Source organism: Polaribacter sp. Hel1_33_96 (assembly GCF_002846595.1).
Lineage (GTDB): Bacteria > Bacteroidota > Bacteroidia > Flavobacteriales > Flavobacteriaceae > Polaribacter.
The window spans coordinates 429,365-446,989 of record NZ_PJMV01000001.1; the positions used below are offsets into that span (position 1 = coordinate 429,365).

Consider the following 17,625-nt stretch of genomic DNA (forward strand, 5'->3'; position numbering starts at 1 on the left):
AATGACAAAGGTAAATAATTGATTATATTTGAGACTAAAATTGCATTCAAAATATACTTTTATGAAAATTAAATTTTCTCTATTTCTTTTTTTAATAGTAGTACTTGTAAAAGTTGATTTTTCTTATTCTCAAAATACTTGGAGTAAGCAAGAAAAAATGAATTCCCTTTTAGGAAAGAAAGATATTTATCAGAAGAAAAATTTTCCGTCTACTTATGAAATACTAAGTTTAGATATTGAGAGTTTTACAACTAGGCTAAAAAGTAAATCTAGCTCAGAAGAGCATACTATTGAATTGCCTAATGCTGATGGAAGTTTGTCAAGATTTAGATGTAAAGAAAGCTCCAATTTTGAAGCTAAATTACAAGCTAAATTTCCCAATATTAAATCCTATTCAGCCCAAGGAATAGATGATCCAACTGCCTTGGCAAAAATTAGCATTGGCACCGATGGTTTTCATGCAGTAATTTTTTCTGGTAATCAAGAAACGGTTTATATAGATCCTTATTCAAGAGATAATAAAGATTATATTATTTACAAAAGAAGTAGTTTAAGTAAGCTTGACGAAGATTTTAAATGTCAAGTAGAAGCCTCTGCAAAAAAGGAATTTTCGGTTTCCGATTTTAGTAAAAATGCTAATGATGGAAAATTAAGAACTTATAGATTGGCATTGGTTTGTAGTGCAGAGTATTCCGAATTTCATTTAGGGGTAAGTCAACAAAATATTCCAGATACTGCTACAGATGAAGTTAAAAAAGAAGCTGTGTTATCTGCAATGAATACATCCATGACAAGAATTAACGGAATCTTTGAAAAAGATTTGTCAATAAAGCTCGTTATTGTAAATGATAATAATAAAATAATTTTTTTAGATGCGGCTACAGATGGTATTTCAGATGGCTCACCGTCTACGATGATTAATGAAGTACAGACGATTTGTGATAATTCTATAGGAGATTCAAATTATGATATTGGACACATTTTTAGCATCGGTGGTGATGGCTTAGCTGGTTTAGGAGTTGTGTGTATATCAGGTCAAAAAGCCAGAGGTGTAACAGGAAGATCTCAACCAGTTGGTGATCCCTATGATATAGATTTTGTAGCACATGAAATGGGCCATCAATTTGGCGCAACCCATACATTTAATAATAGTTGTAATGGTAACAGAACAAATTCTACCGCAGTAGAACCTGGAAGCGGATCAACAATTATGGGATATGCTGGTATTTGTTCACCAAATGTTCAAGCAGGAGATCCTAATGGAAATAGTGATGACTATTTTCATGCCGTTAGCATAGCCCAAATGTGGAATACTATTCAAAGTTCTGGTGATTGTGGTGCTTTAACGAACACAAATAATACTGCGCCAACCTCAAATGCAGGTTTAGATTATTTTATTCCTAAGTCTACACCTTTTAAATTAGAAGGCACTGCAACAGATGAAGAAGGTTTGTCTAGTTTAACCTATAATTGGGAGCAATTAGATATTGAAATTGCAACCATGCCGCCGTTAAGCACAAATACTTCAGGACCAATGTTTAGATCGTTGCCTTCCAAAACAGCACCTGTTCGATTTATGCCAGATATAGCTACGGTGATGTTAGGCAGTACTTCTACAACTTGGGAGGTAGTGCCTTCTGTAGCGAGAGAATTGAATTTTTCATTTTTAGTAAGAGACAATCATATTGGAGGAGGAAGTTCAGCTCGAGATGATATGAAAGTTCAAGTTGTAGACGCAGAAGCTTTCATTGTAACTTCGCAAAATGCGGAAGAAACTTTTAGTTCTGGACAAACAATCTCAGTTGCTTGGAATAAAGGAACTACCGATCTCGCTCCAATAGATTGTGAAAATGTCAATATTAAATTATCTATTGATGGAGGTGTTACTTTTCCTATTTTCTTAAAAACAAATACCCCAAATGATGGTGCAGAGGATATAATTGTGCCAGATAATGCAACAGCTAATGCAAGAATTCTAGTAGAAGCTGTTGACAATATTTTTTATAATGTAAACACCTCTAAGTTGAGCATTGTTTCATCAACACCAACCTTTTTAATTATAGACGAGACTGGTGAGCAATCAGTTTGTAATACGGGTGATGAAAGTATCAGTTATACTTTAAACTTCGATTTTATAAATGGTTTTACAGAAACAGCCACTTTAAGTGCTACAGGATACCCAGTAGGTTCTTCTGTAACATTTAATCCAACGACAATAAATTCAGATGGGAATGTGCTTGTAACGGTTTCAAATCTAGAAGATAAAGAAGCTAAAAATTATGAAATTACTATTGTAGGAACATCTGCAACAGTAACACAAAGCGTAAGTTTGGTTTTAAAATTACAAAGTTCAATATTTGATGTTTTAAGCTTATCCTCGCCAACAAATGGGGCTACAAATATTTCCATAAAGGAAGTTTTAAGTTGGGTTGAAGATGAAAATGCAGCATCTTATGATGTGGAAATAGCATTAGATAGTGGTTTTCAGACCATAGTTTCTAGCGTAAATGTTTTAGAAAACTCCTTTCAAGTTGATGGTTTAGTTTCAGAAACAGTATATTTTTGGAGGGTAAAACCTAAAAATGATTGTGGAGAGGGAAGCTTTTCGGATGTTTTTAGTTTTACAACAGAAATTCCACTTTACTGCCCATCAACTTTTACAGATGAATCAGGAGGTGGAGAGCATATTACAAATGTTACCTTTAGTGGAATTAACAATACCTCAGGAAATGATACCTCTGATGGTTATGAAGATTTTAGATCCATAAATACAAACCTTCTGAGAGGGCAAACAAAACAGATAAGTGTAACTCTAGATACTGACGGTTTTCAAGATCATTGTTTTGTTTTTATCGATTGGAATCAAGATTTTACTTTTGATAAGGAGACAGAAAGGTATGATTTAGGAACTGTGACAGCGGATATCGGCACCGTTACTTTTAATATTTCAGTACCGGTGAGTGCAAAGTTTGGGGAAACAAGAATGAGAGTCATTATTGAGTACGCTGATCCTACAAATGGTTATGGAGACGGAGCTTGTGATGTAGATCATGTAACAGAATGGGGAGAAACTGAGGATTACTCAGTAACTGTTGTTGAACTGGTAAATAATCCTGATAATTTTTCTGTGTTAACAACTTCAGAATCTTGTGTAGATGAAAATGATGGAGTTATCAATGCAGTTATGGATCAAAGTGAATATACTTATCAAGTCACAGTTTCTGGACCTTCAATTAATATAACTGAAAACTTACCCGGTACTTCTTATACGCGTCAAGGTTTGGCCCCTGGAGATTATGAAGTTTGTTTCTTTGTTGTAGAATCAAATTACACACAGTGTTTTGAGGTAAATATAGAGGCATCTGAACAAATAGCATTAAAAGTAGCAAGCAAAAATCAATCGAATACATACTCTTTTAATATTGATAGCGGAACAGCTCCTTATAAGGTGTATCTGAACGAGAAGTTATTAAGCGTTTCTGATACCAAAGAATTTGAAATAGAAATTTTTGGAAGTGGAAAATTAGAGGTTAAAACTGCAAAAGATTGTGAAGGATTTTACAAGACTAGTATTGGTGAAATTTTATTAAAGCAAAACCCTATTTCAGATTCTATTGATTTGTTATTGCCGATAGGTATTAGTGAGCCTAATATCAATGCCCTAATTTTTGATCTGAATGGAAAAATGATTTACAGCCAGAGTATAAAAAGAGAGGAGAATACCTTATCAATTCCTTTTAAAGACTATGCTTTAGGTATTTATATCTTAAAATTATCCATTGAAAATTCAAAACCAATTAAAATTATAAAGCAATGAAAAAGATATTAATAAGTATTGTTTTAGTTTTTGCTTCTTTTGTGAGTATTCAATGTTCAAAAGATCCTAAAAATCGAGCACCAAGTGCAGTTAATTTAATTTATCCATCCCAGAATTTATTGTGTATAGAAAATACAATTACCTTTAATTGGAGTGAAGCTATAGATCCTGAAAACGATGCATTAGAATATAATATTATCATTGCTACAGACAGGGCGATGACAAATATTATTGAAAACGAAACGACTACTTCTTCAGAATTAACATTTATATTAGAAAAACAAACTGCTTATTATTGGAAAGTTGATGCCTTAGATGTAAAGAACAATCAAGGTACGGAGTCAGAAATATTTGCTTTTTATACCAAAGGAGAAGGAGTTTTAAATTATGCTCCATTTGCATCAGAATTAGTTTCTCCTGAAAATAATGGTCAAGTAAATGCAACTTCTGTAAGTTTAACCTGGGAAGCTGCTGATGCTGATACGGATGATATTTTAAGTTATGAACTTTATTTTGGAGAAAATTCTGACTTAAATTTAATGGACGATACACTTACCGAAAAATCTTATACAGTCTCTGTAGAATCAGGTAAAACCTATTCTTGGAAAGTAAATGTAAAAGATCAATATGAAGCAAAATCCATTGGTCAAACTTGGACTTTTACAGTGAATTAAAAGCCATTTTTACTCGTACATGTGAGGTCTTAGAATTGTTTAATTTATTTTAAAACCTAACAAATGAAGCATTTAGTTTAAATTTTACACTGTTATAAAGCTTAAATTAAAGGAAGACTGATTGATAAAAAACACACGTTACAATGCCACTACAAACTTCTCTTAAAAAAGCTAAATATTTAACCAATACGTTAATTTTAAATTTAAAGATTTAAATCTAGGTGCAAAATTATTAGAATAATAATTGTCGTTGTAGACAATAAAAAGATCTGAAAGCGGAGCAAAACGCCACTGTAATTTTGTGTTGATTCCAAAATTTTCTTGCTGACTGCTATATTGAATAAAAGTAGACCAAAATAAGCTTTTATTAAAAGTGATGTCTATTTTTGGACCAATTAACCAAATAGAAGCATTTGGGAAGGGATTAGGGAGTATTACTTTATCATAATTAATTTGCATAGAACCGGAAAAATAGGGTTGAATTCTCCAAGCTAAATTAGTTGTTAAAGAATATTTTTTACCATTAAAAAAAGTACCTACTGAAGGTTCTATTCGATAAGAAAAATTTTTTCTTTGATCGGATCTATAACTAAGGTTAAAATTGGTGTATGCATAACCTTTATTCGCAGGCAAAGGAATTGCTCCATCTGTTCCTGTAGGATCAAACTCACTAAAAAGATAAGTAAAACGATTATTCATTTCTGCAGTCAATTCTGCAGTGTTTATAAAATTTGCTCGCCATCTGCTGCTGATTGCATAATCTGAATTTTTAAAGTTTAACTCAGGTTTCCAAATAAAAATAGGAGTAATCGAGAAGCTATGTTTTTGAATTTTACTTTCATTTGGCCAAAAAGTACGTTCTATTTGAGGCGAAATTTTAAAAATATCGGTTCTTCTAAGAAACCCCAAATCGGACTGATAATTCTCTCCAACATAAACCCCATTTATTCTTGCACTAAAATTTCTATTAAAATATTGCGTAGAAAACCCAGCAGAATAATCTTTGTTCTTTATACCTGGAGAAAAAGACTTATGAATGAAATATTTCCCAACCCAAGAATTGTCTTCTGAAGCTAAGCGATAATCCATCCCAATAATTCTATTATATGTATCTTCCTCTGCAAGAAAATCATACTCCTTTGTAGCTTCTTTATTAATAATCATAAAGCTAATATTTGATCGGCTAAACAGTTTTTGTTGAAGTGTAATAACAGCACTATTAACAGTAGGGATTTCATTTTCAATGTCTTCTGCAGTTTGCATTGTTAACAAACCAACCCTTAAGTTGTTATTTACTTTGCCACTTAATCTCACTCCAGCAATAATATCATTTTCTATAGTATTATCATTGGCATCTTTTGCAATACCTATTCTTCTGGAGAAAAAAGGATTAGAATCTCTATTGTTACCAAAATCTGCAAACAAATCACTATTTTCAATAAAGAATAGTCTTCTTTCCGGCAATGAAACTTCAAAGCGAGTAAGATTTGTGATTTGTTGGTCTACTTCTACTTGAGAAAAATCAGGATTTAAAGTAATATCTAAATTCATACTATTACCAATAGTGAATTTTGCATCTCCACCAAATTTTAAATCTGTAATAGAGGTTTTGTTTTCAAAGTCTTTTGCGGTTATTGCATTTACATAAGGTATAATAGAAATTGGAGATTTTGATTTTCCTAGAGGCTTTTCAAAAATCATTTCTCCCATATAAGCCAAGTTAAATATAAATTGATTTTGAGGAATATTTACCCAGGTATTTCTTTCATTATATTGTGTGTCAAAATGATAACTGTTAAAGCGCCATTTGGTTTCACCCTCTCTGTATTTAAAAGCCGACAATGGAATGATCATCTCTATAATGTAATGATCGTCTTTAATTTTCGTTTTACATTGCCATTTGGTGTCCCAAGCCATCGTAAACCCTCTTAGCTCAGAACCTCCGCCAGATAGAAGCATTTCTCTTTTTACTCCATAAGGATTGGTTCCAAAAATGAATGCATTAGTTCCATCATTAAATGTATCAAATAAAAAGGTAATATTATCGCTACCGCCGGCTCTAAAGTCTCTTCTAAGAGAAGGTGTAATAAATTTATTATCAGGAGCATTTACTTTGGCACCTATGTATAAATTTTTATCATCAAATAAAAACTTAATATTTGCTTGTTGTTTTGCTTGCGTAGAATCTGAAGGAAAATATTGCCAGAATCCGGAAGCTCCTTTGCTGTCTTTCCATTCATTTTCGTTAAGATTTGCATCTAAAACGATTGGATTCTCAATGAAATTAACAAATACGGATTTATTAGTTGTTTGGGAAAAACTATGGATTACAAAAAGGAAAGTAATAAAAACTAAAATATTTTTCAATAGGATTTATTTTGATATGTATCAAAGATAGTACAAAAAAACCTCATCTTATGAAGATGAAGTTTTTTGTAAAAATGAACAATAGTATTACCTTAAAAAAGGCTATTTATAAATTATTTATTTAGTTCCCTTTTGTTGGTTTTGGAAATTTAGGAGGGGTTATTTTCTTTTTACCTTTTAACTGAGATAATAATTCTGTAACGGCTCTTTCCAACTGAGGATCTGAACCTTTTTCTAAAGATTTTGCATTTTGCCTTACAGCTATATCTGGTGCAACTCCTTTGTTTTCTGCAATCCAGGTATTTGTTGCTGGATCAAAAACAGCATTGTCTGGTGCTGTTAAAGAACCACCATCTATCATTCTATAATGAGTAGATGATTTCACCAATCCACCCCAAGTCGTAGCTCCTATTAATAATCCTGCTTTTTGTTGTCTAAAAACCCAAGGGAAAAAATCCCCTCCAGATCCTGCAAGTTCATTTGTCAATAATACTTTGGGTCCCATAATTCCAGCAGGTAAACGCATCGCTTTTCCATTCGGAACTTCATTTGTCAATGCTGCTCTTGGTTTACGCGTCATTAAGTCTACCATATAATCATCTAATAATCCACCGCCATTAAAACGTTCATCAATGACAGCCCCTTCTTTATTTTGCTGAGCAAAATAATATCTATTAAAAGAAACAAATCCTGGTCCACCAGTATTTGGTACCCAAATATAACCTAGCTTTCCTCCAGAAAGTTTGTCTACCATTCTTCGGTTATCTTCTACCCAAGTTCTTTGGCGCAATGAATTTTCGCTTTTAATTGGTTTTACAATTTCTTTCCAAGCACCTTCAAAAGATGGTTTTGTATTGATATGTAACGTAGTTTGTTTAGTAGCAGTACCATCGAGATATTTATAGATGTTGTCTTTGTCAGTAATTTCTTCATTATTGATGCCGACTAGATAATGTCCTGCTTTAATTTTCATGCCAGGCTGATCTAAAGGGCCATTTAATCCGGGGTTCCAAGCCTCTGAAGTATAAATTCTTTTGAATTGCCACTTTCCTTGTCTGGCTGAAAAATCTGCACCTAACAAGCCTCCTTTAGCTGTATCAATAGTAGGGAAATCTCCACCACGAACAAAACTATGTCCAACCGATAATTCTCCATTTACTTGATCTAAAATATAATTTAAATCTGCTCTGTGTTTTACAAAAGGCACTAGCGGTGCATACCGTTTATAAACTTTGTTCCAGTCTCTACCGTGCATTCCTGGATCATAAAAATAATCGCGCTCGTAGCGCCAAGCTTCTTCAAAAATTTGATTCCATTCACTAATTCTGTTTAGCTTCATGTTAAAATCTAACTTTAAAGTTTTAGCACCTTTTATATTTGCCCCAGTAGTTTTTGCTACTTTCCATTCTCTGCCGGCTTTCACAATCATGTGTTTTCCGTTTGGAGAAATACCATATATGCTTAGCTTTTTTCCAAATTCTGTTGCCTTTAATTTTTTCAAATCAAATTTTTGAATTGCTTTTTCATTAGAAATAAATACAAATCCGGCAGGTCCAGCAGCAATACTTCTGAAACTTTCTTTTAGAGGCAAAGCCAAAATTCTACGAGAAATTCCGTTAAAATCAATAACTACTTTTTTGTCTTTTTTATCTTCAGATTTTTTCTTAGAATCTTCATTTTCATCATCTTTCTTGCTTTTATCGTCTTTCAACTTTTCTTTTTCCACAACTTCTTCATCGCTTTTCGGTTTAAAAGGAGAAGCATCTTTTTTAGCCAAATTAATTACATAAGCAGCATAATTTGGTTTGGCCGTCATAGAACTTGTATTTGCCCAACCAGAGCGCAATGCAACATCTGTACTTGCTAAAAAGTATAAATGTTTGTGGTCTAAATCCCAGGTAGGAGAAAATGAATCTGCAAATGGATCTGTAATTGCTGTAACCTTATTAGACGCTAAAGACCATACTTTTATTTGTTTTAAACTATTGTCGCCAGATTTAGCATACGCTAACCAATTAGAGTCTGGAGACCATGTGATTCCCATTCTACCACGTTCTAAGTTGTTGCCAGCATTGTCAATCGTTCTGATGGTTGCTGCTTTTAAATTAACAATTCTAATGCGTGTATCATCATCTACAAACGCAATATTCTTTCCGTCTGGAGACCAAGTTGGTTCCCAAGCCATTTTAGAAACCCCAATAGAAATAGTGGTTGTTTTGGTGGTTCCGTCTTGATTATTTACATGCAAAGCATATCCTTTTCCATTTGAATCAGAAAACCATGCGATTTTATCTCCTTCTGGTGACCAAATTGGCGCTCTATCAGCAGCTCCAGAACTTTTCGTGATGTTTCTTGCATCTCCAAATTCTACAGGAGCCGTAAAAATATCGCCACGTGAAGCCATTACAACTCTTTTTCCATTAGGAGAAATATTTGCATAATCTACTCTTTTATTGACATTTACCCATTTAGTATCTGTCCAAGGAAAATCTCCTTTAATAGAAATTTTTAAACGTTTTGTTTTATTGTTTTTTATATCTAACGTGTGCAAATAACCATCTTGTTCAAAGATTAAGTGACTTTTAGATCCACTTAAATATTTTACAGCAGTTCCTTTAAAACGAGTGACTTGTTTTACTGCTTTTGTTTTTGTGTTGTATGACCAAACGTTAGAGGTATGTGTTCTGTCGGATAAGAAATATACCATACTTCCATTCCAAACGGGGTATTTATCAGTAGTTTTATTGTTTGGTAATAAGGTTTCGTTTAAGGTTTTTAAATCGATAATAATTAACGGAGTGTTTTGTCCACCACGATAATCTCTCCATTCTTCATCCCAACGTCTCATTTTATCAATCACCAATTGTTTTCCATTCGGAGAATATGATCCTGCAGTTGCCCATTGTTCAAATAATTTAGTGACTGGACCGCCATCTATAGAAACAGTATACAATCTGTTATACCTACTTGGTGCAGTGTCTCTATTTGATGCAAATAAAACTCGTTTACCATCATTAGTCCAACCTTTAGCAACATCGGCACTTGTGTGCCATGTTAATCTTTTGGCTTCTCCACCAGCAATCGAAACAATATAAACTGCTGAAGAGCCAGACCTGTTTGATGTAAACGCAATCCATTTTCCGTTTGGAGAAATGTGCGGATTGCTTTCAAGTGCTGCTGTGCTTGTTAATCTAGTTGTAAGATTTGTAGTTAAATTTGTTGTCCAAACATCAGATCCATAAGTATATGCTATTTGGTTTCCATTAATTGTTGGTTGTCTTAATAGCCGTGTTTCTTGCGCTGCTATATGCGCTGTTGATAAGAACAACATGATAACAAGAATACTTTTGAAAATTGATTTCATAGGATTAGTGATTGATTTTAAAGGATTACGTTAAAGATACAAAATCTTGGTATTTAATCTTGCGAGAGAAATGATAGGGTTAAGAATAAAAAAAAAGCCTCATCTTATGAAGATGAGGCTTTTTGTATGCATAAACAATAGTATTATCCTAAAAAAGGATATTTATAATCTGTTGGTGTTACAAAAGTTTCTTTAATTAAACGAACAGAAGTCCAGCGTAATAAATTTTGTGCAGAACCAGCTTTATCATTTGTTCCAGAAGCTCTTGCGCCTCCAAATGGTTGCTGACCAACAACTGCTCCTGTTGGTTTGTCGTTGATGTAGAAATTTCCCGCTGCATTTTCTAATGCTTTAGATGCTTTTTCAACAATATATCTATCTGTAGAAAAGATTGCTCCTGTTAAAGCATATTCAGTAGATTCATCTACTAATTTTAAAGAAGCTTCCCATGCAGCATCTTCGTATACATAGATTGTCATAACAGGGCCGAACAATTCTGTACACATTGTTTTGTACATTGGATCTTTAGCTACAATAACGGTTGGTTCTATGAAGTATCCAACAGATTTATCGTGACCACCCCCAATGATAATATCTGCATCAGGATCCGTTTTAGCAGCGTCTAAAAAGCTTGCAATTTTATCAAAAGAACCTTCGTGTATAACTGCATTTACGTAGTTTGATGGATCTTCTGGAGAACCCATTTTTATTTCATTTGCTTGTGCAATTAAATGCCCTTTTACTTCTTCCCACATGGATGCAGGAATAAATGCACGTGATGCAGCAGAACATTTTTGACCTTGAAATTCAAAAGCACCTCTTGTAATTCCTGTTGCAACTTGCAGAGGGTTGGCAGAATTATGCGCCCAGATAAAGTCTTTACCACCAGTTTCTCCAACAATTCTTGGATATGTTTTATAGTTGTGGATATTATTTCCTATTTGTTTCCATAAGTTTTTAAATACATGCGTAGATCCTGTAAAGTGTAATCCAGAGAAATCTGGAGAAGCAAATACAGTATCGGTAATCATCACAGGATCTCCGTAAACTACATTTATTACACCATCAGGCAAACCAGCTTCTTTAAACAAATCTACAATTACTTGAGCAGAATATGCTTGATGATCAGAGGGTTTCCATACCACAACATTTCCCATTAAAGCTGGGGCAGCAACTAAATTTGCAGCAATAGAGGTAAAGTTAAAAGGTGTAATGGCATATACAAATCCTTCTAGCGGTCTATACTCAACTCGGTTCCAAATTCCTGGAGCAGATGCTGGTTGATCTTTAAATATATCTGTTAAATATTGTACATTGAAACGGAAGAAATCAATCATTTCACAAGCCGCATCAATTTCTGCTTGATGAACGTTTTTAGATTGTGCAATCATTGTAGCCGCATTCATTCTCGCTCTGTAAGGTCCTGCTAATAATTCAGCAGCTTTTAAGAAAATAGAAGCTCTTTCCATCCAACTTACGCTAGACCATGCTTCTCTTGCCGCTAAAGCAGTAGCAATTGCAGTATCTACATGAGATTTGTCTGCAGTATGATATTGTCCAACAACATGTTTGTGGTCATGTGGAGGTGTAATATTCTTTGTATTTCCTGTTCTAACTTCTTCGCCATTAATATGCATTGGCACATCAATATTGCGGTTAAACATTTCTTTGTAAGTAGCTAATAATTCTGTTCTTTCAGGAGAACCTGGAGCGTACCCTTTTACTGGTTCATTAACCGCTTCTGGAACATTAAAAAATCCTCTTGCCATTTTATGTGTTTTTAAGTTTTAATCTCTAATTTTGAGTGTCAAAGTTACAATTTTTGTTTCAATAAATTTAGTTGATTTTTGATGTCTTTTGTTAAAGTAAATTCAATAATTATATTAAAAAACACTATTTTTAATAAATAATTAAATGATATATGTGCACGGTAACCTATCTTCCTTTAGGCAATAATAATTTTATTTTAACCTCTAATCGTGATGAAACGCCACTAAGAAAAACAATACCACTAGAGACCTATAAAGAAAATGGTGTAGAATTAACATACCCGAAAGATGCTTTAGCAGGAGGAACTTGGATTGGTGCAAGTACAAAAAATAGATTGGTTTGTTTGCTAAATGGCGGATTTAAAAACCATACAAGAAATCGTTATTACAAGATAAGTAGAGGTGTTATTGTAAAAAAAATCCTTTCTACAGATAATGGGGTTGCTTATATTAACAATTTTGATTTTACAGATATAGAACCGTTTACATTGATTTTGATTGATTATCATTTGCAATTAGAAGCTTATGAATTGGTTTGGGACGGCATTAAAAAACATTTTAAAAAACTAGCAGAGGAGCCTAAAATTTGGTCTTCATCTTCTTTATATACCGAAGAAATGAAAGTCTTAAGAAAAGAATGGTTTTCTGATTGGTTAGCAAAAAATGATGTCTTTCAGCAAGAAAAAATTGTTGACTTTCATCAAAATGAAAACTTAGGAAATACAGAAATTTCGCTTAAAATGAAAAGAGCTTTTGTAGAAACGGTGAGTATAACTTCGGTAAAAAAAATAGCATCCAACATAGAAATGACTTATTTAGATGTAAGAACAACTAAAAGAGTGCAAAAGAAATTAAGCCAACAATAACAACCCCGAAAATAGAAATAAAAATATAGGTAAAGTTTAGGAGTGTAAATTTTATAAAAGTTTTAAAATAACCTTGTTGGTAAAACTTGCGCATGGCAATCAAAAGATACATTAAAAAGAGGACTGCAAAAATCCATAATTGAGGTGTAGCCCCAAAGAGTTCTAATAAAAAGTAAATAGATAAAAGCATAAAAAATACGGTTTGCGTATGAAATACCAGGACTAAATGGTCTACATACGTGTATTTTCTTCTAATGTAAAACAACTTTAAAAATAAGGTAAAAAAGGGTAAAAATACAAATAGTGCTATGGAAATATAGGATAGCAATTGGTTGCTAAATTGTTCTTGACTTTCTCCTTCAGTAGTCAAAGAATTGATCACTTTTGCTCTGTTGTATAAAAACCTATTGAAAAATGTTTTTTCTTTTTGAAGGCTATCTAAAGCAGCATCGATACTTGTTTTAGGGTGTTTTTTTTGAAATTCTAAATAATCAGCAATTGGAAGCCCTGCAAAGTCAATTTTATTTCCGGTTGTACTGATCGATTTTGTAGAGTCTTTTGCTTTTTCTGCTACTTGGTCTATAATTTTTTTTCTTTTTACAGAATCTATAGGAATCCAAGAGTTTTTAAGTTCGGTATTAACAGCGTTTTTTAAGGAGTCTATATCTACATTCTTTACTGCTTGATCAGTATCAAAAGAAATAATTTTCGATTGCTTTTGTTCAGTGCCGTTTTTAAGTTCTTTAAATTTATCAATGTTTTTAGAAAGTCCTAAGATTAAAAAGAAAAGGATAGAAACGGTTAAATAAAACTGAAAAGGATTGGAGTAGCGCTGTCTTTTGCCATCCACATACTCTTTAGAAACTTTACCAGGTTTTATTAAAAGCGGAATTATTGTATTCCAGAATTTTGCATCAAAATTGAAAAATCCATTAAAAACTTCATGAATAAAACTTTTAAAAGTAATGTTGTTTCCTTTATTTGCTTGGCCGCACTCTGGGCAGAATTTTTCTTGGCCATAAAATGGATGCCCACAATTTAAACATGCAGGATCTTTAATTTTTGCTACTTTATTTTTTATTTTTTTTAGTTTGATAATACTGGTGTTGCAAGTTGAAAAGTTGGTATGTATACTTTAAACTCTTCTAAAGTTTCTATGTTTTTCATGGTATAATACCCTTTCATGGCGCCCATTGTAGATTCTAAAAAACACCCAGAACTGTAAGTGTAATTATCATTGGGATTTAATATAGGAGTTTGCCCAACAACTCCTTCTCCTTTTACAAGTTCGGTAGTATTCAACGAATCAAAAATTTTCCAAAAACGATCTGTTAATTGCAACGTTTCTGATGATTTATTTTCAATGGTTATAAAGTAAACAAAAGTATAATACAACCTATTATTTCTATAGCTTGTGCCATTATATTTTGTTTTTACAGAAATTTTAATTCCTTTTGTAATTTGTTGAACCATTGCAGTAAATATAGCTTTTTAGATTAAAGACTGCAAATCAAAATTTTTAGTTACCTATTTTGATTGTAAAAACCAGCGCCAATACCAATCACTCTATCGTACAAACCACCAAAAGGTTTGTAATATACGATTACTGTATATTGGTTTTCAGTTTGAAAAAAAGTACCATTAATTTGGTTCGTATCTACTTGTTGGTTCTCGTCAACCGTGGCAAAGGTATAATTGTAAAAACCTTGTTTTAGTAAAATTTGTCCTTGATAGCTAGAGGTTTCAAAATTGTAAAAAAGTTTATTTTCATCTTCAATTTTAAAATTATTAAAAGCGCCATAGATATAAACGTCTTTATTGGCAATTGGTGTGTCTGCATATAAAGTAAAATGCATCATGGCATAATCTGCCTCTGTGTTTGTGTCATTTGCATCTAAAGTTCTTATCACAAATTGGCCATTAATATCTGGGTTGTATGTGTAACTTCTATTCGGCTTGTAGGTAGAAGGGTATAAGTAATGATGAAAAACATTCTTCATGTCTATTTTAACCACATTCAAACTTTTATTTCTGATGAGTTTACTGTCAAAATTTAAATATTCATTTCCTCCCCAAAAATTAGTTTTGTTCGCGTAGGTGTATTTTAACTGATTTTGTTGAAAAAAAGTTGGCTGTAAATTGGTAATTTTTTCATTCCAATTTTCATTTTTTAGCAGAGCAATATGCACTTCTTGAGAAGGGTTGTTGATTCTAAGGTTTGGATGATTTACTGTAAATTCAACGGTTTGTTGCGTATCTCTTGTTTTCGTGTTTCTGCTCCTAGAAACTGCAACTCCAATGGTTGCTGCATTTTCATAGAGAACAAGTTTTCTAGAAAAAACAACTTCATCGTCATCATTTAAGATAGAAACTAAATAATTTCCGCTTTTGGTGATAATAGAATTTACATTCGGAATTTTCACCTCATAATGTGTGTAATTCTGAAAGGTGTTAAAAGAATTGGTCACATTTATAATTGAATTCTGATCAAAACCATCTATAAACTGACTAGAAAGCAATCTGCTTTTTTGCCAATCATGCGTCATGTGTTCTATTTTATATTGGTAGTCTTTACTATCTGCATCCAAATCATCAAAAGACAATTCTAAAATGGTACCTAAAGGCACAATAGATGAATAGTTGTTTTCTTGTAAGGGTCTTAATTGAATAGATTTTATGTTTTGTGCAAAAAAACTAATTGTAAAAAACAAGAAAGCAAGGAATATTTTTTGATGCATATTTTTCTTTTATACTTTGTAAAAGTACTGAATTTAGCACTTTAAAGACACTTGTGATAACACTTCTTTGTTAGGTTTTATGGTTTAATTAACAAAAGATGCCGCTAAAGATTAAAATAAAGTAGTTAGATAGACGAAAATATTATGGAGTAAGGGCTATAAAGTAGTTCTTGAAATTGCAGACCAGGCAAAGCCAAACTCGTAAATGTCTGCATACTTCTTAAAGTATTTAAAGTGGAAGATTTGCGATATAAGTTTTTGTATCACAAATGCAAGTAGTATTTCTAAATAAAAACGACCTATCTTCACTCTAATATAGAAATATATGAAGCTTACTATTTTAGCGATTACTTACTTCTCAAATAACTGCCTAAGAGGCAGGTATTCAATCTTAAAGAGATTTTTTTAAATTAAAAAATGCAGCAAATTTTTAACTGATTTATTTATTGCTGAAAGTTGTAAATTTTGAGTTTTTTCTAAACTATTCTACTTAAGCCTCATTTACAGTTGAGGCTTTTTTTTAAAATAAACCCAACGATTTCTTTAAAATCATTTATTTAGAATTATTATAAATAATAATAATAGGTAGAGATAACAGCTGAATTATATCTGTCACAATTAGCAAAAACATTAAATTTGCATGATTTTTTAAGATAACTAACAATTCCAAATTACTATGTCAAAAGACATTCGTATTAAAAAAGGCTTAGATATTAAGCTTATTGGCGGTGCAGAAAAAACAACGAAAGCTATTTCTTTGAGTAGTGTTTATGCGGTTAAGCCAGAAAATTTTCATGGAATTACACCCAAACTTGTTGCCAAAGAAGGAACTAAAGTAAAAGCAGGAGATACACTTTTTTATTCAAAAAGTGACGAACGCATTTTATTTCCTAGTCCTGTTTCTGGCAAAGTTGTGGAGGTGATTCGTGGAGCAAGAAGAAAAGTGTTAACAGTGAAAATTGCTGCTGATGCAAAACAAGCATATAAAAATTTTGAGACTAGAGATGCAGAAAACATGTCTGCAGAAGAGGTTAAAAATTATTTATTTGATGCAGGTTGTTGGCCATTTATAAAACAGCGTCCTTATGATATTGTTGCAAATCCAAATCAAGCACCAAAAGCTATTTTTGTTTCTGCCTATGCAAGTGCTCCTTTAGCTGCAGATTTAGATTTCACTTTAGCAGGTAAAACAGCAGAATTACAAGCAGCTATTACAGCTGTTTCTAAACTTACGGAAGGTAAAGTGCATATTTCTATAGGTGCAAATGGAAATTCTCCTCTTAGTGAATTAAATGGAGTTGAAATTCATAAAGTTTCAGGGCCACATCCTTCAGGAAATGTAGGTACGCAAATTGCAAAAATTGATCCTATTAATAAAGGTGAAGTTGTTTGGGTAATTGCGCCACAAGATTTAGTAATTATTGGTGAGTTGTTATTAACGGGCAAGTTTAATGCTACAAGAACTGTTGCATTAACTGGTTCTAAATTTAGCAAACCACAATATGTTACTGCGATTGCAGGAGCAAATATTGCTGATTTAGTAGCTGATAATTTAGAGAATGACAACACAAGAATTATTAGCGGAAACGTTTTGTCTGGCGTGCAAGTTAAAGAAGATGGTTTTATTGGTTATTATGATAATCAAATTACAGCAATCCCTGAAGGAGATGATTATGAGTTTTTTGGATGGAATAAGCCGATTTTCAATAAAATATCTACTTCAAGAGCATTAACTTTTTCTTGGTTAACACCAAATAAAAAGTACGATTTAAATACCAATACAAATGGAGAACACAGAGCATTTGTAGTAACTGGTTCCTACGAAAATGTATTTCCTCTAGATATCTATCCAATGCAATTATTAAAAGCATTTATGTATAAAGATTTAGACGAAATGGAAGCTTTGGGAGGCTATGAAATAGCTCCAGAAGATTTTGCACTAACAGAATTTATTTGCGTATCTAAACAACCTCACCAGCAAATAATTCGTGAAGGTTTAGATTTAATGAGAGAAGAATTAGGATAAGGTT

General features: G+C 32.6%; 10 protein-coding genes. 4 read left to right on the forward strand and 6 right to left on the reverse strand.

The window, feature by feature from the left end:
- The first annotated feature begins 61 nt into the window (after positions 1–61).
- Together ATE90_RS01950 and ATE90_RS01955 are read left to right on the forward strand one after the other, a co-directional pair.
- The gene (locus tag ATE90_RS01950) at positions 62–3,817 is read left to right on the forward strand and encodes a reprolysin-like metallopeptidase (RefSeq protein WP_036783267.1); all 3,756 of its coding nucleotides are present in this window, start codon (positions 62–64) and stop codon (positions 3,815–3,817) included.
- Positions 3,814–4,491 carry a fibronectin type III domain-containing protein gene (locus tag ATE90_RS01955; protein WP_036783269.1) on the forward strand — a complete coding sequence of 226 codons (678 nt, stop codon included), beginning with the start codon at positions 3,814–3,816 and terminating at the stop codon, positions 4,489–4,491. Before ATE90_RS01950 ends, ATE90_RS01955 begins: the two co-directional genes overlap by 4 nt.
- Positions 4,492–4,662: 171 nt before the next feature.
- Here ATE90_RS01955 and ATE90_RS01960 read toward each other — a convergent pair whose 3' ends face one another.
- The 3 genes from ATE90_RS01960 to pruA form a co-directional block, all read right to left on the reverse strand.
- Entirely contained in the window at positions 4,663–6,858 is a 2,196-nt protein-coding gene (locus ATE90_RS01960; RefSeq protein ID WP_036783272.1) for a DUF5916 domain-containing protein, read from the reverse strand.
- Positions 6,859–6,979: 121 nt separating this feature from the next.
- Positions 6,980–10,222 carry a S41 family peptidase gene (locus ATE90_RS01965; RefSeq protein ID WP_101450691.1) on the reverse strand — a complete coding sequence of 1,081 codons (3,243 nt, stop codon included), beginning with the start codon at positions 10,220–10,222 and terminating at the stop codon, positions 6,980–6,982.
- A gap of 143 nt (positions 10,223–10,365) precedes the next feature.
- Entirely contained in the window at positions 10,366–11,991 is a 1,626-nt protein-coding gene (gene pruA, locus ATE90_RS01970; protein ID WP_101450693.1) for an L-glutamate gamma-semialdehyde dehydrogenase, read from the reverse strand.
- Between the two features lie 152 nt (positions 11,992–12,143).
- Between pruA and ATE90_RS01975 the strand changes: the two genes are divergently transcribed.
- Positions 12,144–12,857: an NRDE family protein gene (locus ATE90_RS01975; RefSeq protein WP_036783282.1), complete on the forward strand. Its 714-nt coding sequence runs from the start codon at positions 12,144–12,146 to the stop codon at positions 12,855–12,857.
- Here ATE90_RS01975 and ATE90_RS01980 read toward each other — a convergent pair.
- The 3 genes from ATE90_RS01980 to ATE90_RS01990 are packed head-to-tail and all read right to left on the reverse strand — an operon-like array spanning position 12,823 to position 15,595.
- Positions 12,823–13,989 (reverse strand): DUF3667 domain-containing protein, encoded by a 1,167-nt coding sequence (locus ATE90_RS01980; RefSeq protein WP_081958133.1) that lies wholly within the window; start codon positions 13,987–13,989, stop codon positions 12,823–12,825. The two genes, ATE90_RS01975 and ATE90_RS01980, sit on opposite strands and share 35 nt — an antisense overlap.
- Complete coding sequence (apaG, locus tag ATE90_RS01985; RefSeq protein ID WP_036783289.1) at positions 13,944–14,330, reverse strand: Co2+/Mg2+ efflux protein ApaG; 387 nt, start codon at positions 14,328–14,330, stop codon at positions 13,944–13,946. Before apaG ends, ATE90_RS01980 begins: the two co-directional genes overlap by 46 nt.
- A gap of 50 nt (positions 14,331–14,380) precedes the next feature.
- Positions 14,381–15,595, reverse strand: coding sequence for a DUF5103 domain-containing protein (locus ATE90_RS01990; RefSeq protein ID WP_036783292.1), 1,215 nt, complete (start codon positions 15,593–15,595; stop codon positions 14,381–14,383).
- A 676-nt stretch (positions 15,596–16,271) separates the two neighbouring features.
- Here ATE90_RS01990 and ATE90_RS01995 point away from each other — a divergent pair.
- A complete protein-coding gene (locus ATE90_RS01995; RefSeq protein ID WP_036783295.1) occupies positions 16,272–17,621 on the forward strand; it encodes a Na(+)-translocating NADH-quinone reductase subunit A in 1,350 nt (449 codons plus the stop codon).
- Positions 17,622–17,625: the final 4 nt, after the last annotated feature.